Below are 25725 nucleotides of genomic sequence, written 5' to 3' on the forward strand. Positions count from 1 at the left end.
GAGTACGCAGCGCTCAGGCGGTGCGGCTCTCGGGGGGCGGGGCCGGCTTCCGCCGGGGCGGGAAGACCTCGCCCGGCGTGGGGATCGGCCGGTCGGGACGGGGCGTCTTCGGCCGCGGCGAGGGGGCGGGTTCCGGTTTGCGCTCCGGTTTCGGCTCCCGGTCGGGCTCGCGCTCGCGCCCGTCGAGGACCGGCGAGCGGCCGCCGGGGAGCGCGCGCAGCCTGGCCCGCACGGACTGCTCGGCCAGCTGCTCGCAGTGGTGCAGCAGGGCTTTGCGGCGTGCGCACTCGGCCATCGTGGCCGGGCGGGCGCTGAGGCCGCGCAGGGCGGCGAGGTCGTCGGCGCCGGGGACGTGCCCGGCGGCCAGCGCCTCGGTCAGCTGCGCGAGGTAGCCGACCGCCGAGCCGGGCAGGGCGTCGCGGTAGCGGGTGAGGTCGGCGAGGAGGAAGGCGCGCAGCCGGCCGCCTTCGCGGACCGCCTCGTCCACCGCCTCGGCCAGCCGGAGATATTCCTGGATGTCCTGTGACCACTCGGGCACGGGGGCCCGGAGCGGTGCGGGGTGGGACGTCGACTCAAGGGCATGGGCGAGGGCGCGACGGAGCACACGCAACTCATCGGCGCTGAACGCCATGCCGCCGCGGGTTCCGTTTGGCATTGGCATGTGGCGACTTTACGACCGAATTCGACAAAAGCCGCTTAATTCGTGAACGGTGGCGCGGCCGCGAGCCGCGCCACCGCGCGCCCGGCGTTCCGCCGGCCGGCGAGGACCGGCCGGCGGAACCGCGGCGGTGGGCCGCCGCTGCCGCTACGAGCGGGCGATATTGCGCTCGTAGACCAGCCGCAGACCGATGAGGGTGAGCCACGGCTCGTGCGCGTCGATCACCGAGGACTCACCGAGCACCATCGGGGCCAGCCCGCCGGTGGCGATCACGGTCACGTCCTCCGGGTCGTCGGCCAGCTCCCGCGCCATCCGCTGCACCACGCCGTCGACCTGGCCCGCGAAGCCGTAGAGGATGCCGGACTGCATGGCCTCGACGGTGTTCTTGCCGATGACGCTGCGCGGCCGGGCCAGTTCGATCTTGCGGAGCTGGGCGCCCTTGACGCCCAGCGCGTCGACGGAGATCTCGATACCCGGCGCGATCACGCCGCCGACGTACTCACCGCGCGCGCTGACCGCGTCGAAGGTGGTGGCCGTGCCGAAGTCGACGACCACCGCGGGGCCGCCGTAGAGCTCGACGGCCGCCAGGGCGTTGATGATCCGGTCGGCGCCGACCTCCTTGGGGTTGTCCATGAGGATCGGCACGCCGGTCTTGACGCCGGGCTCCACCAGGACGGCGGGGACGTCGCCGTAGTAGCGGCGGGTGACCTCGCGCAGTTCGTGCAGCACGGAGGGCACCGTGGAGCAGATGGCGATGCCCTCGATGCCGTCGCCCAGGTCGTCGCCGAGCAGCGGATGCATCCCCATCAGGCCCTGGAGCAGGACGGCGAGCTCGTCGGCGGTGCGGCGGGCATCGGTGGAGATCCGCCAGTGCTCGACGATCTCCTCCCCGTCGAAGAGCCCCAGGACGGAGTGGGTGTTGCCCACGTCGATGGTCAGCAGCATGGCGGTCAGCCGTCCTCGCGCGCTGCGGCGTCCGGGGCGAGCGCCGCGTGGTCGGCGTCCTCGCGCAGGTCGAGGCCGATGTCGAGGATCGGCGAGGAGTGCGTGAGCGCGCCCACCGCGAGGTAGTCGACGCCGGTCTCGGCGTAGGGCCGGGCGTTGTCGAGCGTCAGCCGGCCCGACGACTCCAGCATGGCGCGGCCGTTGACCAGCTCCACGGCCTCGCGGGTCTGCTCCGGCGTGAAGTTGTCCAGCAGGATCAGGTCGGCGCCCTGGGCGAGGATCGGCGGGATCTGGTCGAGGCGGTCGACCTCCACCTCGATGGGCACCCCGGGGAACTCGCTCCGCACGGCCGCGAACGCCTCCGCGACGCCGCCCGCCGCGACCACGTGGTTGTCCTTGATCAGCGCCGCGTCCGACAGCGACATCCGGTGGTTGACGCCGCCGCCGCAGCGCACCGCGAACTTCTCCAGGGCGCGCAGCCCCGGCGTCGTCTTGCGGGTGTCGCGGACCTTGGCCTTGGTCCCCTCCAGCAGGTCGGCCCAGCGCCGGGTCGCGGTCGCGATGCCCGACAGGCGGCACAGGAGGTTCAGCGCGCTGCGCTCGGCGGTGAGCAGATCGCGGGTGCGGGTGGTGACGCTCAGCAGCACCGTGCCGGCCTCGACGTGGTCACCGTCCTCGACGTGCCGCTCGACGGCGAACTCGTCGGTGCACACCATGGACAGCACCGCCTCGGCGATCCGCAGCCCGGCGACGGTGCCGGCCTCGCGGGCGGTGAAGTCGGCGGTGGCGACGGCGTCTTCGGGGACGGTCGCCACGGTCGTGACGTCCACGCCCTGGTCGAGGTCCTCCTCCAGGGCGAGGTGCGCGACATCCTCGACCTGCACGGGGTCGAGCCCGGCGGCCACCAGCAGCGCGGCCAGATCGGGGTCCAGGCCGCAGCTCAGCGGGTCGAGTTCGTACGAGCCTTCGTCGCCGCCGCAGCCGCAGGCGTCGCCGCAGCCACCGCCGGGGGTGTCGCCGGCGGGCCCGCCGATCTGGAGGAGGGGAAGGTCGTCGCGGGTGCTGCTCACGGGGTGGCTCCGTATTCCGGGAGGGGGGTGGGGTGCCCCGGTGGTCTGTCGTTGCGGTCGAGCGTGGTCACGGGGTGGCGGTGGCCCGGGGGCCGTCGCCCGCGGTCGGCGGGAATCCCGCGGTCCGCGTCGTACGGAGGTCGAGCGCGCGGTCCGCGTCCAGGGTGATCCGGAAGTGCCGCTGCCAGGAGGCATCGTCCCGCTCCGGGTGGTCCTCGCGCCAATGGCAGCCGCGGGTCTCCGTACGGCGCTGTGCCGCGGCGACCAGGACCCGGGCGACGCACAGGAGGTTGGTCGCCTCCCATGCTTCCACGCCGGGCTCGGGGGCCTTGTGCGCGGCGGTGGGGGCGCTCGTCCCCGCGGCCTCGCGGTGGAGGCGGTCCAGGGCGGCGGAGGCCTGCACCAGGCTCTCGGCACTGCGCAGCACCCCGGCACCGGCGGTCATGATCCGCTGCACGGCGCCGCGGGTCTCGGGGGCGAGCAGGGGGAGGGTGGTACGGGGCGCGGGCGCCGGCGCGGGGTGCGCGGCGGGCGCCGGTGCGGGGCGCGTCGCGGGGGCGTCGGCGAGGTCCGCGGCGATCCGCTCCGCGAAGACCAGGCCCTCCAGGAGGGAGTTGGAGGCGAGACGGTTCGCGCCGTGCACGCCGGTGCAGGCGACCTCGCCGCAGGCGTAGAGGCCGGGGACGGTGGTGCGCCCGCGCAGATCGGTGCGCACGCCGCCGGAGGCGTAGTGGGCGGCCGGGGCGACCGGTATCGGCTCGCTGACCGGGTCGATGCCGTGGCTGCGGCAGGCGGCGAGGATGGTCGGGAAGCGGGTCTCCCACATCTGCGCGCCGAAGTGCCGGCCGTCCAGATACATGTGCTCGACGCCCTGCTCGTGCGCCCGGCGCATGATCGCCTTGGCCACGATGTCGCGCGGGGCGAGTTCGGCGAGTTCGTGCTGCCCCACCATGAAGCGGGTCCCGTCGGCGTCGACGAGATGGGCGCCCTCGCCCCGTACGGCCTCGGAGATCAGCGGCTGCTGGCCCTCCGCTTCGGGGCCCAGATACAGCACGGTGGGGTGGAACTGGACGAACTCCAGGTCGGAGACCTCCGCGCCGGCCCGCAGCGCCAGCGCCACCCCGTCGCCGGTGGAGACCGGCGGGTTGGTGGTCGCGGAGAAGACCTGCCCCATGCCGCCGGTGGCGAGCACCACCGCCGGGGCGTGCACGGCACCGACGCCGTCGTGCTGGCCCTCCCCCATCACATGCAGGGTGACGCCCGAGGCGCGGCCCTCGGCGTCCGTGAGCAGGTCGAGGACCAGGGCGTTCTCGACGGTGCGCAGCCCGGCGGCGCGGACCGCCTCGACGAGCGCGCGGGAGATCTCCGCCCCGGTGGCGTCGCCGCCGGCGTGCGCGATACGGCGGCGGTGGTGGCCGCCCTCGCGGGTGAGCGCGATCTCCTCGCCGTCCGGTGCGGTGTCGAAGCGCGCGCCGGTCCGGATGAGCCGGTGGACCGCCTCGGGGCCCTCGGTGACCAGGGCCCGCACGGCCTCCTCGTCGCACAGCCCGGCGCCGGCCACGAGGGTGTCGGCCAGATGCTGCTCGGGGGTGTCGCCCTCGCCGAGCGCCGCCGCGATACCGCCCTGCGCCCAGCGGGTGGAGCCGTCGTCCAGGCGGGCCTTGGTGACGACGACGGTCCGGCGGCCGGCCGCGGCGCAGCGCAGGGCGGCGGTCAGACCGGCCACCCCGGAGCCCACGACGACGACGTCCGCCTCCAGGGACCAGCCGGGGGCGGGGGCGGTCAGACGTATGCCGGTGCCCGGCAGGCTGCCGGATGCGGTACCTGTTCCTTTGGCGGTCATCGGGTCGCTCCGAGGGGGCCGTGGGGGTGGGGGGTGGCCGGGTCTGCGGCGGGTGCGCCGGAGCCGGCGGTGTGCGAGGCGGCTCCGCCCGGGGCGGCGGGCGTCGTGCCCTGGGCCCCGAAGAGGAGACGGATGTTGTCGAGGAGACGGGTGGTGCCGACCTTGGCGGCGACGGCCAGGATGGCCTCGCCCTCGTAGGCGTCCGGGACCTCGGTGAAGTCGGACGGATCGACCAGCGCCAGGTAGTCGAGCACCAGCGGCGGGTCGAGCAGGGCCGCGTCCGCCAGCACCGCGTGGGCCGCGGCGCGCGCCACCGACGGCCCGTGCGGGGGCACCGCGGCGGCGTAGGCGACGGCGTGCGCGTCGGCGGCGGCCCGGTCCTCACCGAGGGCGGCCAGCGCCGCCGCGCGGTCCTGGGCGGGGTGGCCGGCGCAGGCGGCGCGGGCGCGCAGTGCCTCCTCGGCGGCGAGCCGGTCGCGGGCCGCGAACAGCGCCCCCGACAGCGCGAGCGCGGTGCGCCGCTCCGGGGCGGAGAGGTAGCGGTTGCGGCTGGACAGGGCGAGCCCGTCCTCGTCGCGGGCCGTGGGGACGCCGACGATCTCGACGGGGAAGTTGAGGTCGGCGGCCATCCTCGTGATGACCGCGAGCTGCTGGGCGTCCTTCTGCCCGTAGAACGCGCAGTCCGGCGCGGTCAGATGGAGCAGCTTGGCGACGACGGTCAGGACACCGTCGAAGTGCCCGGGGCGGCTGGCGCCCTCCAGGAGGCCGCCCATGGGACCGGCGGCGATCCGGATCTGCGGCTCCCCGCCCGGGTAGACCTCGTCGGCGGACGGCGCGAAGACCGCGTCCGCACCGGCCGCGGCGGCCAGTTCGACATCCGCCTCCAGCGTGCGCGGATAGCGGTCCAGATCCTCACCCGCGCCGAACTGCAGCGGATTGACGAAGACCGTGACGACGACCTGCCCCCGGGGGCCGACGCGGCGGCGGGCGGCGCGGACCAGGGTGGCGTGGCCCTCGTGCAGCGCGCCCATGGTCATCACGACCGCGCGCGCCCCACCGGAACTGCGGGGCAGGGCGCGGAGTTCCGCGGCGGTGTGGAGGAGGTGGCCGGGGCCCGGGCGGTCCGGCTCGGCCGGGAGGGCCGGGTCCTCGGGCGGCTGCGGTTCCTGGTGCGTCATCGCTCGTCCCCCTCGGGGCCGGAGGAGTCGGGGCCCGCGCCCCGGGAGCCGGGGGCGGCGCCGGGGCCGTCGTCGGAGCCGGCGAGGACATCGAGGAGGTCCTCGGCCAGTTCGGGCTTGAGCAGACCGTGGGACAGCGCACGGTCCGCGGTCGTACGGGCCATGGCCAGATATCCGGCGACGCTCTGCGGGGCGTGCCGGCGCAGCTCGGCGATATGGACGGCGACGGTCCCGGCGTCGCCGCGGGCGACCGGGCCGGTCAGCGCGGCGTCACCGGAGCGCAGCGCGTTGTCCAGGGCGGCGCCGAGCAGCGGGCCCAGCATCCGGTCGGGGGCCTGCACGCCCGCGTCGTGCAGCAGCTCCATGGCCTGGGCGACCAGCGTGACCAAATGGTTCGCACCGATGGCGAGCGCCGCGTGATAGAGCGGACGGGCCGATTCCGCGATCCACTCGGGCTCCCCGCCCATCTCGATGACCAGCGCCTCCGCCGCCATCCGCAGCTCGTCGGGCGAGGTCACCCCGAACGAGCAGCCGGCCAGCCGCTGGACGTCCACGGAGGTGCCGGTGAACGTCATCGCCGGATGCAGCGCCAGCGGCAGGGCCCCGGCGCGGGTGGCCGGGTCCAGCACCGCGGTGCCGTACCGCCCGGAAGTGTGTACCAGCAGCTGGCCGGGGCGCACCGCGCCGGTCTCGGCGAGGCCGCTGACCAGGTCGGCCAGGGCGTCGTCGGGGACGGTCAGCAGGACGAGGTCGGCGCGGGCGAACACCTCGGCGGGGGTGACCAGCGGCACGTCGGGCAGCAGCTCGGCGGCGCGTCGTACGGAGGCGTCGGAGACTCCCGACACGGCGACCGGGCGATGCCCCGCGAGCTGCAACGCGGCGGCGAGGGCGGGCCCGACACGGCCGGCGCCGACGACTCCGACGGTCAGCCGGGCGGGTCGGTCCTGAGCCTCGGTGGGTGGCTGTGCATTCACGCGGCGATGGCCTTCCGTTCCAGTCCGCGGGGGGCACCGGACGATTCATCGCCATGCTACGCGAGTGTTTCCGGCGGTCTTCAGCGTTGTGCACAAGGTGAGACCGGGGTCTCCCGCCCGAGTTATCCACAGGGGTCGCGGCCCCGCGCCGGGCTGGGCAATGATCAGTCCGACGGCGCGCGGATCGCTCGAAGCGACAGCGCGGAGAAAGAGCAGGCAGGGGGCGTGTGAGGCGTATGGGAAACCCGAGCAAGGACCGCGCGGGGAGCGCGAGCGGGGGTTCAGGGGACGCCATGGCGGACGGCTCGGGAGGCGCTGCGGCCGCGGCCCGGGGTCCCGTCGGGCGGGAGCGGATGTTCGCGGCGATCCGGGCCTCGAAGCGCGTGCTGGCCGGCAGCTCGGGAGGAGCCAGGACGATCCGCGACCGGCTGGACGACCTGGCCGCCGACGCCCCGGCCGCCTTCGACCTGGACGGCTGGACCGACATCTACGGCAACGACGACAGCGTCATCGGCGAGCTGGAGCGCCGCACCGCCCAGGCCCTGGGCACCGAGGCGGCCGCCTTCTTCCCGACCGGCACGATGGCCCAGCAGGTCGCGCTGCGCTGCTGGGCGGGGCGCACCGGCAACGCCACGGTCGCCGGGCACCCGATGTCGCACATGGAGGTGCACGAGCGCGATGCCTACGCGGCGGTCAGCGGGCTGCGCATGGTGCATCCGACGAGCGCCGCACGGCCGCCGACCGCCGCGGAGATATCCGACCTTGCCGAGCCGTTCGGCACGCTCATACTCGAACTGCCGCTGCGCGACGCCGGATTCGTCCTGCCGTCGTGGGACGACTTGACCGCGGCCGTGGCGGCGGCGCGGGACCGCGACGCGGTGGTGCACTTCGACGGCGCCCGGCTGTGGGAGTGCGGCCCGCACTTCGGCCGCTCGCTCCCGGAGATCGCGGCCCTCGCGGACAGCGTGTACGTCTCCTTCTACAAGACGCTGAACGGCATATCGGGCGCCGCCCTCGCGGGCACCGAGGACTTCATCGACGAGGCGCGGACCTGGCGGCACCGGTACGGCGGCCAGCTGTTCCAGCAGTGGCCGGCCGCCCTGACCGCCCTGACCGGCCTGGACCGTGAGCTGCCCCGGCTGCCGGAGTACGTGGCGCACGCGAAGACCGTGGCCCGCGCGCTGGACGAGGGCCTGGCCGGTGCCGGCGTGCCGTGGTTCCGGGTGCATCCGGAGATACCGCACACCCACCAGTTCCAGGTGTGGCTCCCGTACCCGCCCGAGCTGCTGAACGAGGCCGCCGTGCGCCAGGCGGAGGAAACCGGGACCACGCTGTTCCGCTGGTGGTCCGAGCCCACCCTCGGCGGCCCTCCCGGGGTGGCGATCACAGAGCTGACGATCTCCGCGTCCGCCCTGGAATGGACCGCGTCAGAAGTCCGCGCGGCGGTCGGGGAGTTCGTGGCGTATGTGGAGCGGGTGCGGGAGGAGGGGGTGCGGGAGGGGCGGGGTTAGGCCGAGGGCATTGGGGGGCGGGAGGCGGGGTGGGAGGGGAGGGGGGGGGAGGCCCCCCCGGGGGAAGTGCCAGGCGACAGGTGCACTCAAGCCCCCACCCCCCGTACGTGCCGCCTCCCCCGGCCCGAGAGCCGCCCCGCCAACCGGCCCGGCCACCGGCCTGCGAACCGCCCGGCAAAGCGCCCCGCCAGCCGCCCCGCAAACCAGCCTCCGCCCCTGCCCCCGCCCCCACCCGCACCCCGGTCGGCCGGGTCGGCCGGGTCGGTGACGACGGCGCGGAAGCGGTACCACCCGCGGATCTCGTGGGCGGTGCGGAGGGAGTGTGTGCCGGGGGCGGGCGGGGCGGCCTCGCCCCGTCGGGCGGCGCGGTAGGTGTCGAGGAGGTGCTGCTGGGAGGCGTTCATGACGCTCACTGTGCGGTGGTCGGCCGGGCCGCCGCGCGCCGATTGACCAGAGCCGTCAATCGACGTCCGTGCAGGTGGCGGCTCGCGCATGATGTGCGCATGGCCAACGTCATCGACATCACCGGGCTGCCGCCGGAGCGCGTCGTCTTCTCCCCGTCCCCGCTGGCGGAACTGGGCGCCGCGCTGCACGCGTTGTCCGAGCCGGGGCACCATCCCGGGCTGCACGGCTGGGTCACCGCCACCAACTCGGCGCTGCACACCGACCTCGCCGACCGGCTGTGCGAGGCGGACTTCCTGTGGCGCTCCGCCCGCTCCGACATCCTGCTGCCGGCCCGCCCCGGGGCGACGCTGGCCGAGGAACTGGACGAGCTGGACGCCATCGACGACGAACGGTTCGTGGCCGCGGTGTTCGAGATCACCTGCTCGGCGTCCTACACCCGCTGCACGCCCTCGCCCCTGGTCGACCCGGACGAGCGGGCGCGGGTACGGGAGATGGCCGCCGCGCGCGGCCCGCGGCAGGCGGCCTTCACCGACCGGATGCTCACCGACCCCGACGGCCTGCGGCGGTGGCTGCGCCGGCTGTTCGAGGACTGCGAGGAGGCGTTCTTCGGGGACATCTGGCGCCGGGTGGGGATCCAGCTGGCGGCCGACGCCCGGCACAAGACCGAACTGCTGCGCCACAAGGGCCTGTCCGAGACGCTGTCGGCGACCTCGCGCGCGCTGACCCTGGACGTCGGCGAGGGCGGCGGCACCACCCGCATCCTGGTCGACAAGCTGGCCCAGGGGCGTACGACTGCGTTCGCGAACCCGGCGGATCCGGGCGTCACCTTCCTGCCGACGTCGTTCGGCTGGCCGCATCTGCTGTTCAGCCATGCCCCGGGGTGGCGCCCGGTGCTCCAGTACCCGGTCGCCGGGACGGAGTTGCCGGCGCCGGCCGCGCTGGAGCTGGTGCACCAGCGGCTGGAGGCCCTGGCGCATCCGATGCGGATGCAGCTGTGCCGTTCGCTGTCGCGGGGGCCGCACACGACGGGGGAGCTGGCGCGCGCGTACGGGGTCACCGCGCCGGAGGTGTCGCGGCACATCGCCACGCTGAAGAAGGCCGGGCTGATCCTGACGCGGCGCCGTGGGCGCTATGTGCTGCACCAGCTGGACCTCCAGACGGTGGCCCGGCTGGGCAGCGACTTCCTGGAGGGCGTACTGCGCTGAAAGATCATTAACGCCCGCGCGCGGCAGCGGCAGCGGCCTTCGGGACGCCCGGCGACCGACCGGACACCGTCCGCCGTCCCGCACCCGCCGCGGTGCGCCGCCCGGGGAGCCCCAGGGGCCGGAGCCCCCGGCCCGCGACGCCCGCCCCCACCCCCGCACCGTGCGACGCCTCCCGAGCCCGGTGAGACCCTTGAAACAGGAACCTCTGACGCGTCGGGCAGCCCGGTGCGCCGGACCCGTCAGGTATCGCCTCTCACAGACGACGGCGCGGAGCACATGGATACCTCCGACAGCGCAGGTACGGCCGGCCCCGGCCCGGGGTCGTCCGAGGAGTGGTGGCATGCGAACCCGCCGATGCTGGAGCGGATCCTCGCTCTCTCGCCGGCGGGTATGGGCGTGCTGGACCGGGATCTGTGCTTCGTCTGGGTCAACGAGGCCCTGGAGCGCCTCGGCGGCGTCCCCCGTGACCAGCGGCTGGGCAAGCGCCTGCGGGACGTGCTGCCGCTCCTGGACCCCCGGCTGGATGCCGCGGGCATCGAGTCGCGTACCCGGGAGGTGCTCGATACCGGCCGGCCCCTGGTCGACCACCTGCTGAGGGGCGGCACGAAGGAACAACCGCACCGGCCGCACGCCTACTCGCTGTCCGTCTTCCGGCTCCACGACGCCGCGAACCAGGTGCTGGGCGTGTCCTTCATCGTCCTCGACGTCACCGATCGCTGGCGGGCCCGGGACCGGCTCGCGCTGCTGAACGAGGTCGGCGCGCAGACCGGCAGCACCTTGGATGTCATGGACACCGCGCAGACCCTGGCCGATATCAGCGTGCCGCGGCTGGCCGACTTCGTCGCCGTCGACCTGCTGGAGTCGGTGATACGCGGCGACCCACCCCGTCCCGGGGCCCGCCTCCATCCGCCGCAGCTGCGCCGTGCGGGCCAGCAGTCGGTGCACGAGGGGTTTCCCGAGTCGGTCGCGGCGACCGGGCAGCCCATCATGTTCCATCCCGACTCGCCCGAAACGCAGTGCATACGGGACGGGCGCTCCCGCCTGGAGGCCACGCCGGGTGCCTCCATCGACAGCTGGTTGGCCACCGACCCGGCGCGGGCCGCGAAGATCCGGGAGTTCGGGCTCTGCTCCCTGATCCTCGTCCCGATCCGCGCCCTCGGTGATGTGCTGGGCCTCGTCCGCTTCATCCGCTGGCAGCTGCGCGACCCCTTCGAGCAGGACGATCTGCTGCTCGCGGAGGAGGTCGTGGCCCGGGCGGCGGTGAGCATCGACAACGCCCGCCGCTACACCCGCCAGCACAGCACCGCGCTGGCCCTGCAGCGCAGCCTGCTCCCGCGCTCGCTCACCGGCGGCAGCACGCTCGATGTCGCCTGGCGCTACCTGCCCGCCCATGCCTCCGACGGCGCGGGCGGCGACTGGTGCGACGTGATCCCGCTGTCCGGGGCCCGGGTGGCGCTGGTCGTCGGCGATGTCGTGGGCCACGGGATCGACGCCGCGGCCACCATGGGACGGCTCCGCACCACCGTGCGCACCCTGGCGGACATGGACCTGCCCCCGGACGAGCTGCTGGCCCACCTCGACGACCTGGTGATGCGCCTGATCGACGAGGAGCAGTCCGCCGACCCGTCGGTGGCCCCCGCCGCACTCGGCGCCACCTGCCTGTACGCCGTCTACGACCCGGCCGGCCGCACCTGCACCATGGCCCGCGCCGGGCACCCCCCTGCCGCGGTGGTCGCCCCGGACGGCTCGGTGACCTTCCCCGACCTGCCCGACGGGCCTCCGCTCGGCCTGGGCGCCCTGCCCTTCGAGTCCGCCGAGGTGGACATCGCCGACGGCAGCGTCCTCGCGCTGTACACGGACGGGCTGGTGGAAACCCCCGACCACGACATCGACCTGGGCATCGACCGGTTGCGTACCGCGCTGGCCTCCCCCGGGGCCCGGCTCGACGAACTCTGCGGAACGATCCTGGACGAGGTGCTCACCGGTGGTCCCGACGACGATGTCGCGCTGCTCCTCGCCCGCACCCACGCCCTCGGCGAGGACCAGGTGGCCACCTGGGAGCTGACGTCCGACCCGTCGGTCGTCGCCGAGGCCCGCTCGCTGACCGCCGACCGCCTCGCCGCCTGGGGGCTGGACGGCCTGGTCTTCACCTTCGAGCTGATCGTCAGCGAGCTGGTCACCAACGCCGTCCGCTACGGCAACGGGCGCATCCGGCTGCGCCTGATCCGGCAGGACGCGCTCTTCTGCGAGGTCTCCGACGCCAGCAGCAGCTCACCGCGCATGCGCCACGCACGGACCACCGACGAGGGCGGCCGCGGCCTCTTCCTCGTGGCGCAGCTGGCCCGCCGCTGGGGCACCCGCTACACGACCGACGGCAAGATCGTCTGGGCGGAGGAGCAGCTCCCCGCCGCATGACTCCCGCGCGCGGGCTCCCGGCATTCGGAAGGCTTCCCCTAGGCCCCCGCTGCTCCCCCGGCCCGCACCAGCCCGGTCTCGTAGGCGAGGACGACCGCCTGCACGCGGTCCCGGAGGCTGAGCTTGGTCAGGATGCGGCCCACGTGCGTCTTGACCGTGGCCTCGGAGAGGACCAGCCGCGCCGCGATCTCCCCGTTCGACAGGCCCTGGGCGACCAGCAGCAGCACCTCCCGCTCGCGGTCCGTCAGCCGCCCCAGCTCGGGCCGGGAGGGCTCGGCGGAGGTGGCGGGCAGCATGGGGGTGAAGCGGTCGAGGAGCCGGCGGGTGGTGGACGGGGCGACGACCGCGTCGCCGCTCTGCACGGCGCGGATCGCGGCGAGCAGGTCACCGGGCGGCACGTCCTTGAGCATGAAGCCGCTGGCCCCGGCCTTCAGCGCGGAGAAGGCGTATTCGTCCAGGTCGAAGGTGGTCAGGATGAGCACCTTCGGGCCGCCTTCCGGCTGTCCGCCGGCGCAGATCCGGCGGGTGGTCTCCACCCCGTCCAGATGCGGCATCCGCACGTCCATGAGGATCACGTCGACCTGGGTGGTGCGCAGCACCTCCAGCGCCTCCACGCCGTTCCCCGCCTCCGCGACGACTTCCATGTCCGGCTGCGCGGCCAGCACCATCCGGAATCCGGTGCGCAGCAGCACCTGGTCGTCGACGAGCATCACTCGGATGGTCATGGCAGGGGGTTCCCTTCGTGCACGTGCGGGGGACGGAGCGTATGGAGCGGTGTGGTGGGGCGGAGGGGTCTGGTGGGGGCGGTGGTGGTCGTCGGGGGCCGCGGGGAGGTGCGGGGGCGCGGCGGCGTTCATCGGGCGGGTTTGAGCGGGAGGACGGCGCCGATCCGGAAGCCGCCGCCCGGCCGTGGCCCGGCGGTGAGGCTGCCGCCGACCATGCCGACGCGTTCCCGCATGCCGATCAGGCCGTGGCCGAGGCCGTCCGCGCCGCCCTCCTCGTAGTACTCCTGCTGCGCACCGCGTCCGTCGTCCTCGACGAGGAGTTCGAGGTCGTCGCCCCGGTAGGAGACGCGGACGGTGGCGCGGACGTCCGGGCCGCCGTGCTTGCGGGTGTTGGTGAGGGCTTCCTGGACGATGCGGTAGACGGTCAGCTCCACGCTGCTGGGCAGGTCCCGGGACTCGCCCTCGGTGCGGAAGTCGACCGGCAGGCCCGCGCCGCGCACCTGGTCCACGAGGTCGCTGAGCTGCTCGACGCCGGGCTGCGGCACGTATTCGCCGCTCTCGGCCTGTTCGCCGGTGCGCAGGATGCCCAGCAGCCGGCGCATCTCGGCCAGCGCCTGGCGGCCGGTGCCGGAGATCGTCTCCAGGGCCTGCCGGCTCTGTTCGGGGGCGGTGTCGAGGACGTAGGCGGCGCCGTCGGCCTGGACGACCATCACCGAGACGTTGTGGGCGACGACGTCGTGGAGTTCGCGGGCGATCCGGGCGCGCTCGGCCGCCACCGCGATCCGGGACTGGGCCTCGCGCTCCTTCTCCAGCCGGGTGGCCCGCTCCTCCAGCTGCGCCCAGTAGGCGCGGCGGGTGCGCATGGAGTCGCCGAGCACCCAGACCAGGACGAACGGCACGGTGAACAGGGCGACGGAGAAGATCTGAAACGACAGCGACTGGTCATTCTTGCCCGCGTCGTAGCGCAAGAAGGTCAGGGTGGGGCTGACGAGGGCGCCGAACAGGGCGCAGCGGGAGGCCCAGCGGGGGACGGCGGGTGCGGACGCCACGGTGTAGGCGATCACGAGCATCCCGAAGTCGCTGGGGACGGCCCGGATACCGAAGATCAGCTGACCCACGCCGATGGCGGCCGTGAGCAGCAGCATCTTCACGGGGGCCTTGCGGCGCAGCGCCACGACCAGGCAGAGGCCGAGGGAGACGACCACGATCGCGGCCGTGTGCACGACTCCGTCACCGTCGAACACGATCGACAGACTGCTGAACCCGAGGAGTACGACCGCCCAGAAGGAGTCCACTCCCGTCGGGTGTCTGCGGAGGAAGTCGTAGAGACGCTGCACGTCACCCAGCGTAGGCAGGCCGTGTCGGTGTACGAGTCAACCGGAGGGGCGATCCTGTTCGGTCGGGTCTACTCCCCAAGGTGGAGATCCGGCTCGTCACCTGCGGCGACGGTGGGCCCCACCTGCGCGGCTGCCCGTGCGGGCGGACCGGGGCGGGCCCGTAGCGTGGGGCAGATGACGAACGAGTGGTGCGGGTGGCGCGAGGCCACGGAGCGGGCGCTGTACGGCCCGGGCGAGGGCTTCTACACCCGGGCCGGGGGCCCCGGTCCGGCCGGGCACTTCCGTACCTCCGTGCATGTCTCCCCGCTCTTCGCGGGCGCCGTCGCCACCCTGCTGTGCCGGGTCGACGCGGCGCTCGGCCATCCCGGGGAGCTGGCGCTGGTCGATGTGGGCGCGGGGCGCGGTGAGCTGCTGACGGAGGTGCTGGCCGCGCTGCCGGACGACGTGGCGGCCCGGCTGCGCCCGTACGCGGTCGAGCGGGCCGCGCGCCCCGGGGGCCTCGATCCGCGGATCGGCTGGCACGACGAGCTGCCCGCGCCGGGCTCGGTCAGCGGGCTGCTGTTCGCGAACGAGTGGCTCGACAACGTCCCGGTCGACGTCGTCGAGACGGATGCGGACGGGGTGCTGCGCCGGGTGCTGGTGCGGGCCGACGGCACGGAGCGGCTGGGCGGGCCGGTGGACGGCGCGGACGCGGAGTGGCTGGCGCGCTGGTGGCCGGTTGGCCCGGACGCCTCCCCCGGGCTGCGCGCCGAGATCGGGCGTCCCCGGGACGAGGCCTGGGCGCGGGCCGCGGGCACCCTGCGCGCCGGGCTGGCGGTCGCGGCCGATTACGCGCACGAGCGGGCCGCCCGCCCGCCGTTCGGCACCCTCACCGGCTTCCGTGCGGGCCGTGAGGTGCCGCCCGTGCCGGACGGCAGCTGCGACCTCACGGCGCATGTGGCGCTGGACTCCTGCGCCGGGCCGCGGGCGGAGCGGCTGTCCCAGCGCGCGGCGCTGCACGCCCTGGGCGTGGACGGCCGGCGTCCGCCGCTCACGCTGGCCGCCACCGACCCGGCGGGGTACGTCCGGGCCCTCGGCACGGCCGGGGCGGCGGCGGAGCTGACGGATCCGGGGGGCCTCGGCGGCTTCGGCTGGCTGGTGGAGCCGGTGGGCGGCGCGTGCGCGGGGCTTCTCGCGGAGTAAGACGGCTGAGGGCTCCGCGGTCCGCTGTCGGTGGGCCCTGCGAGACTGTTCCCATGACGGAGACGACGGTCGGCATCGGCGGCGCGGCGGAGAGCACCGACATGGTGCTGAACATCGGCCCGCAGCATCCCTCGACGCACGGCGTGCTGCGGCTGCGCCTCGTCCTGGACGGCGAGCGCATCCAGCACGCCGAGCCGGTGATCGGCTATATGCACCGCGGCGCCGAGAAGCTCTTCGAGGCGCGCGACTACCGCCAGATCATCATGCTCGCCAACCGGCACGACTGGCTGTCGGCGTTCTCCAACGAGCTCGGCGTGGTGCTGGCCGTCGAGCGGATGCTGGGCATGGAGGTGCCCGAGCGCGCCGTCTGGCTGCGGACGCTGCTCGCCGAGCTGAACCGCGTGCTGAACCATCTGATGTTCCTCGGCTCCTACCCGCTGGAACTGGGCGGCATCACGCCCGTGTTCCACGCCTTCCGGGAGCGGGAGGAGCTCCAGACCGTCATGGAGGAGATCTCCGGCGGCCGGATGCACTACATGTTCAACCGCGTCGGCGGCCTCAAGGAGGACCTGCCGGCGGGTTGGCTGGGCCGGGCCCGGCACGCCGTCGCCGAGGTGCGCTCCCGCATGGACGTCTTCGACAACCTGGTCCTGGGCAACGAGATCTTCCGCGGCCGTACCCGCGGGGTCGGTGTGCTGGCGCCGGAGGCGGTGCACGGGTACGGCGTCTCCGGGCCGATCGCCCGCGCCTCCGGGGTGGACTTCGATCTGCGGCGCGACGAGCCGTATCTGGCGTACGGGGAGCTGCAGTCCACACTGAAGGTCGTCACCCGCGAGGAGGGCGACTGCCTGGCGCGCTTCGAGTGCCTGCTGGAGCAGAGCCACAACGCGCTGGATCTCGCGGACGCCTGCCTGGACCGGATCGCGGAGCTGGCGCCGGGGCCGGTCAACCAGCGGCTGCCCAAGGTGCTGAAGGCCCCCGAGGGCGCGACGTACGCGTGGACCGAGAACCCCCTGGGCATCAACGGCTACTACCTCGTCTCCAAGGGCGAGAAGACGCCCTACCGCCTCAAGCTGCGGTCGGCGTCGTTCAACAACATCCAGGCGCTGGTGGAGTTGCTGCCGGGGACCCTGGTCGCCGACATGGTCGCGATCCTCGGTTCACTGTTCTTCGTCGTGGGCGACATCGACAAGTAGGCGTCAAGCAGAGGGCGAGCAGGGGCCGCTGGGCGCCGCGGGGCGGGGATCGCCGCCCGGGCCGGGCCGTCCACACGTTGTGGACGGCGGCTGGCGCGCCCCTCGTCCCTCTTCCGGGCCTGGACCGTCGCAACAGCGCGGCCCCGGAGCCACATGGGCTCCGGGGCCGTGCTGTTGGCGGGCCGCGGTCAGGAGATGGCGCTGCGCAGTCCGCCGAGGTCGATCTGCTCGGTCTCGTCGTGGGCGGTCAGATCGATGACCTCGCCGGTGCCGTTGGTGGTGTCGCCCTCGGCCCGCTCGTCCCCCGCCGCGCCGCCCTTGGCGGACGGCTGCTTACGGGCCGAGTGCTCGGCGACGGCCTCGTCCCCGACGACGTCCGCCAGGTCGTCCTCCAGCGGCGCGGTCAGCTCGCGGGGGCCGTCGCCGGTCGCGTTGCCGAAGAAGTCGAAGCCGCCCTGGGCGCGGGACGCGGAGCGGCGGGACGCGGCCGGGCGGGACGGTGCGATGGCGGCGGCCGGGACCGGACGGAGCGCGGGTCCGGCGGCGTCGGCCGGGCGGGCGTGCGCGCCCCCGCCCGTGCGCGGTGCGGCGGCCGCCGGTGCCTTCCCCGGGCCGTTCTCACCGTCCCGGGCCTCACGGCCGGACGGCTCGGGCCGGGCGGCCGCTTCGCCCCGGGCGCCGTCCCGCGGGGTGCGCGCGGCCTTCTGGGCGGTGCGCTGGCGGGCGGCGTTGCGGGCGAGGCGGCGGAGCGCCTGGTCGGCCTGCGCATAGGTCGCCGGGGCCGTACGGTCCGCGCCGGTGAGGGGCTCGCGCGGGGCCGGGACCGCGGACTCCCCCGCCCGGACGAAATGCAGCGCGCGGGGCAGGCGGGCGGCGGCCGGCAGGGCACGGGCGGGCGTCGCGGCCTCGATGGCGAGCAGCCGGCGGCCCTCCAGGGCGCTGGCCCGCTCGGTCTCGGCGGTGGCGTAACGGCGCAGCAGATCGGCGTGTTCGGTGCGCAGCCGGGCCAATTCGGCGCGCTTGGCGCGGAGTTTGGCGTCCAGGGCGCTGCGCAGCTCGCGGGACTCCTCGACGTCCGTTTCGAGTTCGGCGACCCGCTCCTCGGTGCGCCACTCGTCGCGCAGCCGGGCGCGGGTGAGTTCGGCGACCCGGCGGCCGGCGTTGCGGTCCCAGGTCCGCAGCAGGACCGCGCCGGTGAGTGCGGCGGCCGCGGCGCCCGCGGCGAGCACCCGTTGCACCAGGTCGTCGCCGGCGAACCACGCGCCCGCGGCGCAGGCGATCGACGCACCGGCGACCGTCGCGGGAGGAAGCAGCCGGTGGAGGGGTGGTGATTGGCGGTGGCGTCCTCGTGGCATGGCCAGAAACTTACCGTGCGTGCGGGATCTATGGGACCGCGCACACCAATCCGTTTCCCGCTGGTTACTTCTCGACCAACCCCGCCGACTCCGCATATGCCCGCGCATCTCCGCCGGTCGGCGACACGGCCGGTCCCGCGCTCCGCGCCCGATGTGGGCGTACGCTGCGGCGATTTACCGGACAGAGCGATTACCGGACACGGGGAGGCGTGCGCGGCGAACGGGAGCGGAAATGACCTCGGGGACGGGCTGCCGCACGGCCCGGCCGGCCTCACACGGCCGCGTCCACCCCGCCGTTGCCCTTGCCGTCGTCCTCGGGCAGCTTGCACACCCGCTCCAGGAAGATCGCCGCCGCGACGACGGCGGCCCCGGCGAGCACCGACAGACCGGCGTAGATCGCCTGGTCCCGGCGGGGTCCGAGGTCGAGGCCCGAGGTCAGCCAGAAGACGCCGACCCCGCCGTACAGCCCGGCCACCAGCGCCGCCACCAGCGCGCTGGCCTGTCCGAAGACCACCGCCCGGACGGCCACCAGCGGCTCGACGCCCCGCGCGCCCGGCCGGCGCTCGCGCTGCGCCCGCAGCCGCGAGCGGAAGGAGAAGGCCGTCCCGGCGAGCACCGCGGCGATCATCGCCAGCACGATCGGCGCGGCCACCGGCACGCTGGGCAGGGTGCCGAACGCGTCCCACAGCCGGGCGCCGCCCCAGGCCAGCACCCCGGCCACCAGAAACAGCCCGACCAGCACCTTGATGTGTAGCTGCTTCACCGAGCGCTCGCCCTTCGCACCGTCATGACACTCCCTGCCGTCACGACCATTCCTGTCGATATGGCCGCCTTGCCGGTTCCGTACGGATGCATCCCGCAGGGAACCGACCCGCAACCCTAACGACTACTCGGGCAGCCGCAGTTCCAGGTCCGTCCGCGGCGCGACCCCGTCGCGGCCGACCGCCGACAGCAGGGCGGCCACCGCGCCGTGCCCGGGGACCTCCGCCTCCGGGTCGATGTCGAGCCACGGCGCCAGCACGAACGCGCGCTGGTGGGCCCGCGGGTGCGGCAGCGTCAGCCCGGGGTCGTCGGAGACCACGCCCTGGTAGGCCAGGATGTCGACGTCGATCGTGCGCGGCGCCCAGCGCTCCTCGCGGACCCGCTCGAAGGCCTCCTCGATCGCCTGCCCGCGCTCCAGGAGGGAGTCCGGCGGCAGCGTCGTCCTGATCAGCACCACGGCGTTGAAGTACGTCGGCTGCGAGCCGGGCTCGACGCCCCACGGCTCGGTCTCGTAGACGGGGGAGACGGCCTTGACCCGCAGCCCGGGGGTGTCCTCCAGCGCGTCGACGGCGCCCTGGAGGATCTCCAGGCGGTTGCCGAGGTTGCTGCCCAGGGAGATCACGGCGTGTTTGGGGTTGGAGAGCGTCACATCCGCGGCGTCCACCTGCTCCACCACGGAGGCGGGCACCGGCTGCACGGTCGGGTCACCGAAATCCGGACGCGCCTGCGCGGTCACGTCGGCGGTGAGGGTCGGCTGGCGGGTGGGCTTCATACTCGGCTCCGAGTGATTGTGATGGTCACGTCGTCGAAGGGGACGGTGATCGGCGCTTCCGGCTTGTGCACCACCACCTCCACCTGCTGCACGCCCCCGTGCTTGAGGCACTGGTCGGCGATGCGCTCGGCCAGGGTTTCGATGAGGTCGACGGGTTCGCCCTCCACGACGGCCACCACCTCCTCGGCCACCACGCCGTAGTGCACGGTCTTCGCGAGATCGTCGCCGGCCGCCGCCTCGCGGGTGTCGAGGCCGAGGACCACGTCGACGACGAAGGTCTGGCCTTCCTCGCGCTCACGGGCGAACACCCCGTGGTGGCCGCGGGCCCTCAGCCCACGCAGCGCGACACGATCCACGCGAATCACTCCCACTGGTCCACGGCACCTGGGGCGCCACTGTTCATCGGATTCCGGGCGGGCGCCGCAGCGTCCGGCAACACCGCCTCGCCGTCGAATCTACCTTCGAGCACCGACAGTCCTCGCCCACGGGGGCCATGGACAAGACCCCCTCCTCCTGCTAGGCGCCGCCCGGGGGTCCGGCGACCGGCAGGCCGGTAGATCGTCCGCGCGGCCCTCTTACCCCCGTGCCCAGGCCCCACCCCTCCCCGTGCCGCACTTGGCTCGAACGGGTGCGCCCTCGCCCGGATGGCTGACGCCCACCGGGGGTCCGGGGCGGGCCGGCGCCGGTCCACGGCCCCGGCGCCACGGCCCGTCGCCGCGCACCGGGGCGCACACGGCATGGCACGGCTCACACCACCGCCGCGCGCCCGGACCGCCTGCGCCCGGCGCCCGCGCCCGTGAGCGCCCTCAGAGAGCGTCCGGGGCGCCGTCGCCCTCGTCGGGCCCCGCGGGCCCGTCATCCTCTTCGTCCTCGTCCTCGTCCCGGTCCGCCAGCACCGGCGAGCCGTGGTGCGACCACACCCGCCAGCCCTCGTCCGTGCGCCGGAAGACATTGGTCGCCACGACCAGCTGCCCGATCAGCGGGCCCACCGAGCCGTCGTCCTCGGCGGGACCGCCGCTGAGGATGTTCTCGGTGCAGGTCACCAGCGCGGTGTCGCCGAGGACATCGATCTCCACATCCGTGAGGAAGAACTGGATGTACTCGGTGTTCGCCATGATCAGGGCGTACGAGCGGAGCACCTCGCCGCGCCCCCGCAGCACCGGCCACCCGGGGTGGACCACGCTCACCTGGCCGTCCAGCCACAGCCCGGACAACGCTTCGTGATCGCCACGCTCGATGGTCTCGTACAGGGTCGTGTTCGCCTGCTCGACCAGCTCGATGTCCGTCTGTGGGCCCAAGCCGCTCACACCGCTCCCGTCGTGTCCGCCGTCGTCCCGTCGGCGCCGGCCGCTGCCGCCGCGCCCTCCACGGCACGGGCCACCCGTACCGCGTCCGCGCTCGCCCTGACCTCGTGCACCCGCACCGCCCAGGCCCCCTCTCGCGCCACGATCGCCGACACCGCCGCCGTCGCGGCGTCGCGTTCCCGGGCCGGCGGCGGGGCGGCTCCCTCGCCGCCTGCCAGCACCCTGCCCAGGAACCGTTTCCGCGATGCGGCCACCAGCAGCGGACGGCCCAATGCGCGCAGCCGCGCCAGCCGGGCGACCAGCGCCAGATCGTGCCCGGCCTCCTTGGCGAAGCCCAGGCCGGGGTCGATGACGATCCGCTCCGGGTCGATTCCGCCGGACACCGCGCGCTCCATGCTCCGCGTCAGCTCGTCGACGACCTCGGCGACCACATCGCCGTAGACGGCCCGGTTGTTCATGTCGATGGACCGGCCGCGCCAGTGCATCACCACGAACGGGACGTGGCTCGCCGCCACCACGGGCACCATCGCCGGATCGGCGGCGCCCCCGCTGACGTCGTTGACCAGCCGCGCCCCGGCCTCGACGGCGCGCTCGGCGACCGAGGCGCGCATGGTGTCGACGGAGACCACCACGCCGGCGGCGGCCAGCTCCCGGACGACCGGAACGACCCGGCGCAGCTCCTCGGCCTCGTCCACCCGCGCCGCGCCCGGGCGGGTCGACTCACCGCCCACGTCCACCATGTCGGCGCCCTGCGCCACCAGATCGAGGCCGTGTTTGACCGCGAGTTCGGTGTCGAACCAGTCACCGCCGTCGGAGAACGAATCGGGCGTCACATTGACGACGCCCAGCACCGCGCAGCGGTCCCAGTCCGGCAGTCCGGCCACCCGGCCACGCAAGGTACTCATGGCACCAGCGTAGGCCGTGTGCCGACCGGCCGGATTGCGGCTGCCGCGAGCGCGGACCGCGCGGGCGCCGGGCCGCCGCGACCCGTGCGGCACGGCCCTCCGGGCACCCGGGACCGGCCCGTCAGGCCGCCCGTTCGACGGCCGAGGCGCCCACCGGCTCCGGCAGGTGCGCACACGGCCGCGGCTCGGCGTTCTTCCGGCGCCGCAGGACGCGCGGCAGGCTCAGCTCCAGGTACCCCTCGGCCTGGAGCGCCGCCAGGCCGATCCGCGGGATGTCACGGCTGTTGCGGAAGACCACGAAGCGCGGCTCCCAGCGTGGCCGGAACTTGTCGTTGAACTTGTAGAGCGACTCGATCTGGTACCAGCGGGACAGGAAGACCAGCATGCCGCGCCAGACCCGGAGGACCGGCCCGGCGCCGAGCTTCTCGCCGCGCTCCAGGGAGGAGCGGAAGACCGCGAAGTTCAGCGACACCTGCTTGATCTGCAGGTCGGGGGCCGCCTGCAGCGCGGCGACGATCAGCAGCTCGTTCATCCCGGGGTCGGCGCCGCGGTCACGCCGCATCAGCTCCAGCGAGATGCCGTCGCCGCCCCACGGCACGAAGTGCTGCATGGCCTTCAGGTCCCCGTACGGGCCCGGCTCCTCGCCCTCGGCCGCCGGCAGATGCGCGGTGGCGATCACCGCGTCGCCGTCGGCCACCGCGTCGATCCGGCCCAGCGCCATGGAGAAGCCGCGCTCGGTGTCGGTGTCCCGCCAGGCGTCCGCGGCCTGCTGAATCCGTGCCAGCTCGGCCGGCTCCAGGTCGCGCACCCGGCGCACCCGGGTGTGGTAGCCGTTGCGCTCGATGCGCTTGACCATCTGCCGCACGTTGCGCATCGCACGGCCGGTGAGGGTGAAGCCGGCGACGTCCACGATCGCCTCGTCGCCCAGCTCCAGCGCGTCCATCCCGGTCTCCCGGGTCCACACCTGGCCGCCGGTCTCGCTGCACCCGGTCACCGCCGGGGTCCAGGAGTGCGCCCTGGCCTCCTCCATGAAGCGCTCGATGGCGCCCGGCCAGGCCTCGACGTCCCCTATCGGGTCGCCGCTGGCGAGCATCACCCCGGAGATCACCCGGTAGCAGACCGCGGCCTTGCCGGTCGGGGAGAAGACCGCGCCCTTGTCCCGGCGCAGCGCGAAGTAGCCCAGCGAGTCCCGGGCGCCGTGCCGCTCCAGCAGGTCGCGCAGCTGCCGCTCGTCGTCGTCGGTCAGCCGGGCGGCCGGGTGCTCGGGGCGGAAGGCGAGGTAGGCGGTGGTGGCGACGGTCAGCAGGCCCAGGGCGCCCAGGGAGTAGCCGATGGTGTCGTCGACGTGGTGGGTGTAGCCGATCGGGCCCTCGAAGCCGAACAGCCCCCACAGGACGTGCTGGGCGCGCTCCCACAGCGTGGGCGAGCCGATGGTCTTCCCGGGGTGGGAGCTGACGATGACCAGGCCGATGCCGAAGCTCGCGCCGCCGAGGACGACGAAGTTGGCGACGGCCTTCCAGCGGCTGCGCGGATCGGGCAGGGCCGCGAATTCCCGCCGGTGGCGCACCAGGAACACCAGCAGCGCCAGCGAGAGCACCGCGCCGAAGACCGAATGGCGGTACACCAGCTGCGCCGCGATGCCCACCGGGAGCAGCGCCACCGCCGCCACCCAGGCCCGCCGCTTGCGCCGCTTGAGTCCGTGGGCCAGCAGGAGCAGCAGGATGCCGACGACGATGGAGGCGGCGGCCGCCAGCGGGCTCACCGCGCCCGGCAGCACCTCGGCCACGGCGTGCACCCGGCTGTGCCGGAACCGCGGGAACACCCCGGCCGCGAGGTTCAACAGACCGACGATCACCCCGGCCGTGCCGACGACACGCGGCACCGCCTCGGGCCGCGGGCCGCGGAGCCAGCGTGGCGTTCGCCACGCAACCGTCTCCGACTTTTCGCCATCTAGCCTGTCAGACATCACTTTCCCGTCGCCCCGGTCGAGAGAACGTGCGAGCCTTGTCGCAGCATCTGGACTTTTTGCGCCCTGTATGACGGCGTTTCAGGGCTAGGGGTTCCACTAGCGGTACGGAAGGCCCGGGCCGCCCGGAAGAAAGCACCACATGGGTCTCACCAGCAAGAAAGTGCTGCTTCTTGCCGTCCTCGTCGCGGTGGCACTGTTCGTCCTCACGATTTGGCTCTGGCCCCGGCTGTCCAAGGGGAACTGGCGGGCCGTCCTCGGCCGTATCGGGCTCCTGCTGGCGACCCAGCTCGCCGTTTTCGCCTCTATCGGCCTTTACGCCAACAATTCGTTCGGTTTCTATGCGTCCTGGGCCGATCTGTTCGGCCAGGAGCAGGAGCCGGGCGTGGTCACCAATTACCAGACCGGTCCGAACGGCACGAAGCTGCAGATGCTGGGCACGGAGCGGATCAGCGTCAAGAACGGCGGCCGGCCGTCCTCCGGCGGCCGGATCGACAAGGTGCTGGTCAACGGCGAACACTCCAGCATCGCGAGCCCCGCGTATGTCTATCTGCCGCCGCAGTACTTCCAGAAGAAGTACGCGAAGACGAAATTCCCGGCGGCCGTGGTGCTCACCGGATACCCGGGTACCGCCGAGGCGCTCTACAAGAAGCTGCATTTCCCGCAGACCCAGCACGACCTGCTCAAGAAGAACCGGATGCGGCCCACGGTCCTGGTGATGATGCGCCCGACCGTGGCCCCGCCGCGCGATACCGAGTGCATGGACATACCGAACGGTCCGCAGACCGAGACGTTCTTCACCAAGGATCTGCGCGCGGACATCGCGGACCACTACCGAATAGGGCGTGAGGCCAAGAGCTGGGGAGTCATCGGCGACTCCACCGGCGGCTACTGCGCGCTGAAGATGACGATGCGCCACCCCGACGCGTTCTCCACCGGCGTCGCGCTCTCCGGCGCCTACAAGGCCCCCCGGGACGCCACCACCGGTGACCTCTTCGGCGGCAATCCGCAGCTCCAGCGGGAGAACAACCTGCTGTGGCGGCAGCGGCACCTGCCCGCTCCCCCGGTGAACCTGCTGGTCACCAGCAGCAAGCAGGGTGAGGGGAACTACCACCAGACCCTGCGGTTCATCCAGCAGACGAAGTCCCCGAGCCGGATCTCGTCGATCATCCTCGACAGCGGCGGCCACAACTTCAACACCTGGCGCCGCGAGATCCCCGCCGCCCTGGAGTGGCTGGGCAACCACCTCAAGGCCTGACGGGCCACCCCCGCTCCCCCGCGCCACCGACGACGGCCGGGCCCCTGCCGCACGAGCAGGGGCCCGGCCGTCGTCGTGCGGGCCGTACGGGGCCGACCGGTGGCCGATCGGCTAGCGGGCGAGTATCAGGCTCATCGCCTCGGCGCGCGTCGCGGCGTCGCGCAGCTGGCCGCGCACGGCCGAGGTCGTGGTCTTGGCCCCCGGCTTGCGCACCCCGCGCATCGTCATGCACATGTGCTCGCACTCGATGACGACGATCACGCCGCGCGGCTCCAGGATCTCCATCAGGGAGTCCGCGATCTGCGTGGTCAGCCGCTCCTGGACCTGCGGGCGCCGGGCGAACACATCGACCAGCCGCGCCAGCTTCGACAGCCCGGTGATCTTGCCGTCCGCGGACGGGATGTAGCCGACGTGCGCCACCCCGACGAACGGCACCAGGTGATGCTCGCAGCTGGAGACCAGCTCGATGTCCTTGACCAGCACCATTTCGTCATGACCGAGGTCGAACGTGGTCGTGAGCACGTCCTCGGGCTTCTGCCACAGACCGGCGAAGATCTCCTTGTACGCCCGTGCCACCCGTGCCGGCGTCTCCAGCAGCCCCTCGCGGTCCGGGTCCTCGCCCACCGCGATGAGCAGCTCGCGGACGGCGTTCTCGGCGCGCTTCTCGTCGAAAGTGCCGATCGTGCCGTCGCCGTCCAGCGTCACAGGGTCGGTCATGTGGTGCCTCGTTCCTTCTGCGCCCGCTCGAATCGCGGAATG

General features: G+C 73.8%; 22 protein-coding genes. 6 read left to right on the forward strand and 16 right to left on the reverse strand.

Translation table 11 applies throughout. From position 1 onward, the window contains the following. Positions 1 to 13: 13 nt before the first annotated feature. The 6 genes from IEY78_RS21205 to IEY78_RS21230 form a co-directional block, all read right to left on the reverse strand. On the reverse strand, positions 14 to 631 hold the full coding sequence (locus IEY78_RS21205) for a hypothetical protein (RefSeq protein WP_189100740.1): 618 nt from the start codon (positions 629 to 631) through the stop codon (positions 14 to 16). 174 nt (positions 632 to 805) lie between these two features. Beyond that, positions 806 to 1603, reverse strand: a complete 798-nt coding sequence (locus IEY78_RS21210) for a type III pantothenate kinase (RefSeq protein ID WP_189100609.1) — start codon at positions 1601 to 1603, stop codon at positions 806 to 808. 5 nt (positions 1604 to 1608) lie between these two features. Then, positions 1609 to 2673, reverse strand: a complete 1065-nt coding sequence (gene nadC, locus IEY78_RS21215; RefSeq protein WP_189100611.1) for a carboxylating nicotinate-nucleotide diphosphorylase — start codon at positions 2671 to 2673, stop codon at positions 1609 to 1611. A 67-nt stretch (positions 2674 to 2740) separates the two neighbouring features. Further along, positions 2741 to 4516: an L-aspartate oxidase gene (locus IEY78_RS21220; protein ID WP_189100613.1), complete on the reverse strand. Its 1776-nt coding sequence runs from the start codon at positions 4514 to 4516 to the stop codon at positions 2741 to 2743. Continuing rightward, positions 4513 to 5694 carry a pantoate--beta-alanine ligase gene (gene panC, locus IEY78_RS21225; RefSeq protein WP_229700091.1) on the reverse strand — a complete coding sequence of 394 codons (1182 nt, stop codon included), beginning with the start codon at positions 5692 to 5694 and terminating at the stop codon, positions 4513 to 4515. Before panC ends, IEY78_RS21220 begins: the two co-directional genes overlap by 4 nt. After that, the gene (locus IEY78_RS21230) at positions 5691 to 6668 is read right to left on the reverse strand and encodes a Rossmann-like and DUF2520 domain-containing protein (protein ID WP_189100615.1); all 978 of its coding nucleotides are present in this window, start codon (positions 6666 to 6668) and stop codon (positions 5691 to 5693) included. The genes panC and IEY78_RS21230 overlap by 4 nt, the downstream gene beginning before the upstream one ends. A 293-nt stretch (positions 6669 to 6961) precedes the next feature. Here IEY78_RS21230 and IEY78_RS21235 point away from each other — a divergent pair, with 293 nt between their 5' ends. From IEY78_RS21235 to IEY78_RS21245, 3 genes are all read left to right on the forward strand, one after another. Continuing rightward, positions 6962 to 8179: a threonine aldolase family protein gene (locus tag IEY78_RS21235; protein WP_189100617.1), complete on the forward strand. Its 1218-nt coding sequence runs from the start codon at positions 6962 to 6964 to the stop codon at positions 8177 to 8179. Positions 8180 to 8682: 503 nt separating this feature from the next. Beyond that, positions 8683 to 9789: a DUF5937 family protein gene (locus tag IEY78_RS21240; protein ID WP_189100619.1), complete on the forward strand. Its 1107-nt coding sequence runs from the start codon at positions 8683 to 8685 to the stop codon at positions 9787 to 9789. A gap of 276 nt (positions 9790 to 10065) precedes the next feature. Beyond that, positions 10066 to 12204 (forward strand): SpoIIE family protein phosphatase, encoded by a 2139-nt coding sequence (locus IEY78_RS21245; RefSeq protein WP_189100621.1) that lies wholly within the window; start codon positions 10066 to 10068, stop codon positions 12202 to 12204. A gap of 38 nt (positions 12205 to 12242) precedes the next feature. Here IEY78_RS21245 and IEY78_RS21250 read toward each other — a convergent pair whose 3' ends face one another. Both IEY78_RS21250 and IEY78_RS21255 read right to left on the reverse strand, forming a co-directional pair. Further along, on the reverse strand, positions 12243 to 12929 hold the full coding sequence (locus IEY78_RS21250; RefSeq protein WP_189100623.1) for a response regulator: 687 nt from the start codon (positions 12927 to 12929) through the stop codon (positions 12243 to 12245). Between the two features lie 128 nt (positions 12930 to 13057). Beyond that, a complete protein-coding gene (locus IEY78_RS21255; RefSeq protein WP_189100625.1) occupies positions 13058 to 14266 on the reverse strand; it encodes a sensor histidine kinase in 1209 nt (402 codons plus the stop codon). Positions 14267 to 14440: 174 nt separating this feature from the next. Here IEY78_RS21255 and IEY78_RS21260 point away from each other — a divergent pair, with 174 nt between their 5' ends. Both IEY78_RS21260 and IEY78_RS21265 read left to right on the forward strand, forming a co-directional pair. Next, complete coding sequence (locus IEY78_RS21260; RefSeq protein WP_189100627.1) at positions 14441 to 15448, forward strand: SAM-dependent methyltransferase; 1008 nt, start codon at positions 14441 to 14443, stop codon at positions 15446 to 15448. 53 nt (positions 15449 to 15501) lie between these two features. Then, a complete protein-coding gene (locus IEY78_RS21265; RefSeq protein WP_189100629.1) occupies positions 15502 to 16644 on the forward strand; it encodes an NADH-quinone oxidoreductase subunit D in 1143 nt (380 codons plus the stop codon). A 188-nt stretch (positions 16645 to 16832) separates the two neighbouring features. Here IEY78_RS21265 and IEY78_RS21270 read toward each other — a convergent pair whose 3' ends face one another. The 7 genes from IEY78_RS21270 to IEY78_RS21300 form a co-directional block, all read right to left on the reverse strand. Continuing rightward, a complete protein-coding gene (locus tag IEY78_RS21270; RefSeq protein ID WP_189100631.1) occupies positions 16833 to 17999 on the reverse strand; it encodes a hypothetical protein in 1167 nt (388 codons plus the stop codon). Between the two features lie 271 nt (positions 18000 to 18270). Beyond that, complete coding sequence (locus IEY78_RS21275; RefSeq protein WP_189100633.1) at positions 18271 to 18762, reverse strand: DUF3180 domain-containing protein; 492 nt, start codon at positions 18760 to 18762, stop codon at positions 18271 to 18273. A 123-nt stretch (positions 18763 to 18885) separates the two neighbouring features. After that, positions 18886 to 19533, reverse strand: a complete 648-nt coding sequence (gene folK / locus IEY78_RS21280; RefSeq protein WP_283781984.1) for a 2-amino-4-hydroxy-6-hydroxymethyldihydropteridine diphosphokinase — start codon at positions 19531 to 19533, stop codon at positions 18886 to 18888. After that, a complete protein-coding gene (folB, locus tag IEY78_RS21285) occupies positions 19530 to 19889 on the reverse strand; it encodes a dihydroneopterin aldolase (protein ID WP_189100635.1) in 360 nt (119 codons plus the stop codon). Before folB ends, folK begins: the two co-directional genes overlap by 4 nt. 450 nt (positions 19890 to 20339) lie before the next feature. Next, entirely contained in the window at positions 20340 to 20831 is a 492-nt protein-coding gene (locus IEY78_RS21290) for a nuclear transport factor 2 family protein (protein ID WP_189100637.1), read from the reverse strand. A 5-nt stretch (positions 20832 to 20836) separates the two neighbouring features. Further along, complete coding sequence (gene folP, locus IEY78_RS21295; protein WP_229700093.1) at positions 20837 to 21742, reverse strand: dihydropteroate synthase; 906 nt, start codon at positions 21740 to 21742, stop codon at positions 20837 to 20839. 121 nt (positions 21743 to 21863) lie between these two features. Next, on the reverse strand, positions 21864 to 23708 hold the full coding sequence (locus IEY78_RS21300) for a phosphatidylglycerol lysyltransferase domain-containing protein (protein WP_189100639.1): 1845 nt from the start codon (positions 23706 to 23708) through the stop codon (positions 21864 to 21866). 142 nt (positions 23709 to 23850) lie between these two features. Between IEY78_RS21300 and IEY78_RS21305 the strand changes: the two genes are divergently transcribed. Next, on the forward strand, positions 23851 to 24966 hold the full coding sequence (locus IEY78_RS21305; RefSeq protein ID WP_189100641.1) for an alpha/beta hydrolase: 1116 nt from the start codon (positions 23851 to 23853) through the stop codon (positions 24964 to 24966). A gap of 111 nt (positions 24967 to 25077) precedes the next feature. Here IEY78_RS21305 and folE read toward each other — a convergent pair whose 3' ends face one another. Further along, positions 25078 to 25683, reverse strand: coding sequence for a GTP cyclohydrolase I FolE (gene folE, locus IEY78_RS21310; RefSeq protein WP_189100643.1), 606 nt, complete (start codon positions 25681 to 25683; stop codon positions 25078 to 25080). Positions 25684 to 25725: the final 42 nt, after the last annotated feature.

The sequence above is a fragment of the Streptomyces kronopolitis genome (assembly GCF_014646275.1).
GTDB lineage: Bacteria > Actinomycetota > Actinomycetes > Streptomycetales > Streptomycetaceae > Streptomyces > Streptomyces kronopolitis.

Excerpts from the sequence above, each read along its gene's own strand:
- IEY78_RS21210 (WP_189100609.1), bottom strand. The coding sequence starts at position 1,603 with ATGCTGCTGACCATCGACGTGGGCAACACCCACTCCGTCCTGGGGCTC.
- panC (WP_229700091.1), bottom strand. The coding sequence starts at position 5,694 with ATGACGCACCAGGAACCGCAGCCGCCCGAGGACCCGGCCCTCCCGGCC.
- IEY78_RS21270 (WP_189100631.1), bottom strand. The coding sequence starts at position 17,999 with ATGCCACGAGGACGCCACCGCCAATCACCACCCCTCCACCGGCTGCTT.
- IEY78_RS21265 (WP_189100629.1), top strand. The coding sequence starts at position 15,502 with ATGACGGAGACGACGGTCGGCATCGGCGGCGCGGCGGAGAGCACCGAC.
- IEY78_RS21305 (WP_189100641.1), top strand. The coding sequence starts at position 23,851 with ATGGGTCTCACCAGCAAGAAAGTGCTGCTTCTTGCCGTCCTCGTCGCG.
- IEY78_RS21250 (WP_189100623.1), bottom strand. The coding sequence starts at position 12,929 with ATGACCATCCGAGTGATGCTCGTCGACGACCAGGTGCTGCTGCGCACC.
- folP (WP_229700093.1), bottom strand. The coding sequence starts at position 21,742 with ATGAGTACCTTGCGTGGCCGGGTGGCCGGACTGCCGGACTGGGACCGC.
- folK (WP_283781984.1), bottom strand. The coding sequence starts at position 19,533 with ATGAAGCCCACCCGCCAGCCGACCCTCACCGCCGACGTGACCGCGCAG.
- IEY78_RS21260 (WP_189100627.1), top strand. The coding sequence starts at position 14,441 with ATGACGAACGAGTGGTGCGGGTGGCGCGAGGCCACGGAGCGGGCGCTG.
- IEY78_RS21235 (WP_189100617.1), top strand. The coding sequence starts at position 6,962 with ATGGCGGACGGCTCGGGAGGCGCTGCGGCCGCGGCCCGGGGTCCCGTC.
- IEY78_RS21240 (WP_189100619.1), top strand. The coding sequence starts at position 8,683 with ATGGCCAACGTCATCGACATCACCGGGCTGCCGCCGGAGCGCGTCGTC.
- IEY78_RS21300 (WP_189100639.1), bottom strand. The coding sequence starts at position 23,708 with ATGTCTGACAGGCTAGATGGCGAAAAGTCGGAGACGGTTGCGTGGCGA.
- folE (WP_189100643.1), bottom strand. The coding sequence starts at position 25,683 with ATGACCGACCCTGTGACGCTGGACGGCGACGGCACGATCGGCACTTTC.
- IEY78_RS21245 (WP_189100621.1), top strand. The coding sequence starts at position 10,066 with ATGGATACCTCCGACAGCGCAGGTACGGCCGGCCCCGGCCCGGGGTCG.
- IEY78_RS21205 (WP_189100740.1), bottom strand. The coding sequence starts at position 631 with ATGGCGTTCAGCGCCGATGAGTTGCGTGTGCTCCGTCGCGCCCTCGCC.
- IEY78_RS21220 (WP_189100613.1), bottom strand. The coding sequence starts at position 4,516 with ATGACCGCCAAAGGAACAGGTACCGCATCCGGCAGCCTGCCGGGCACC.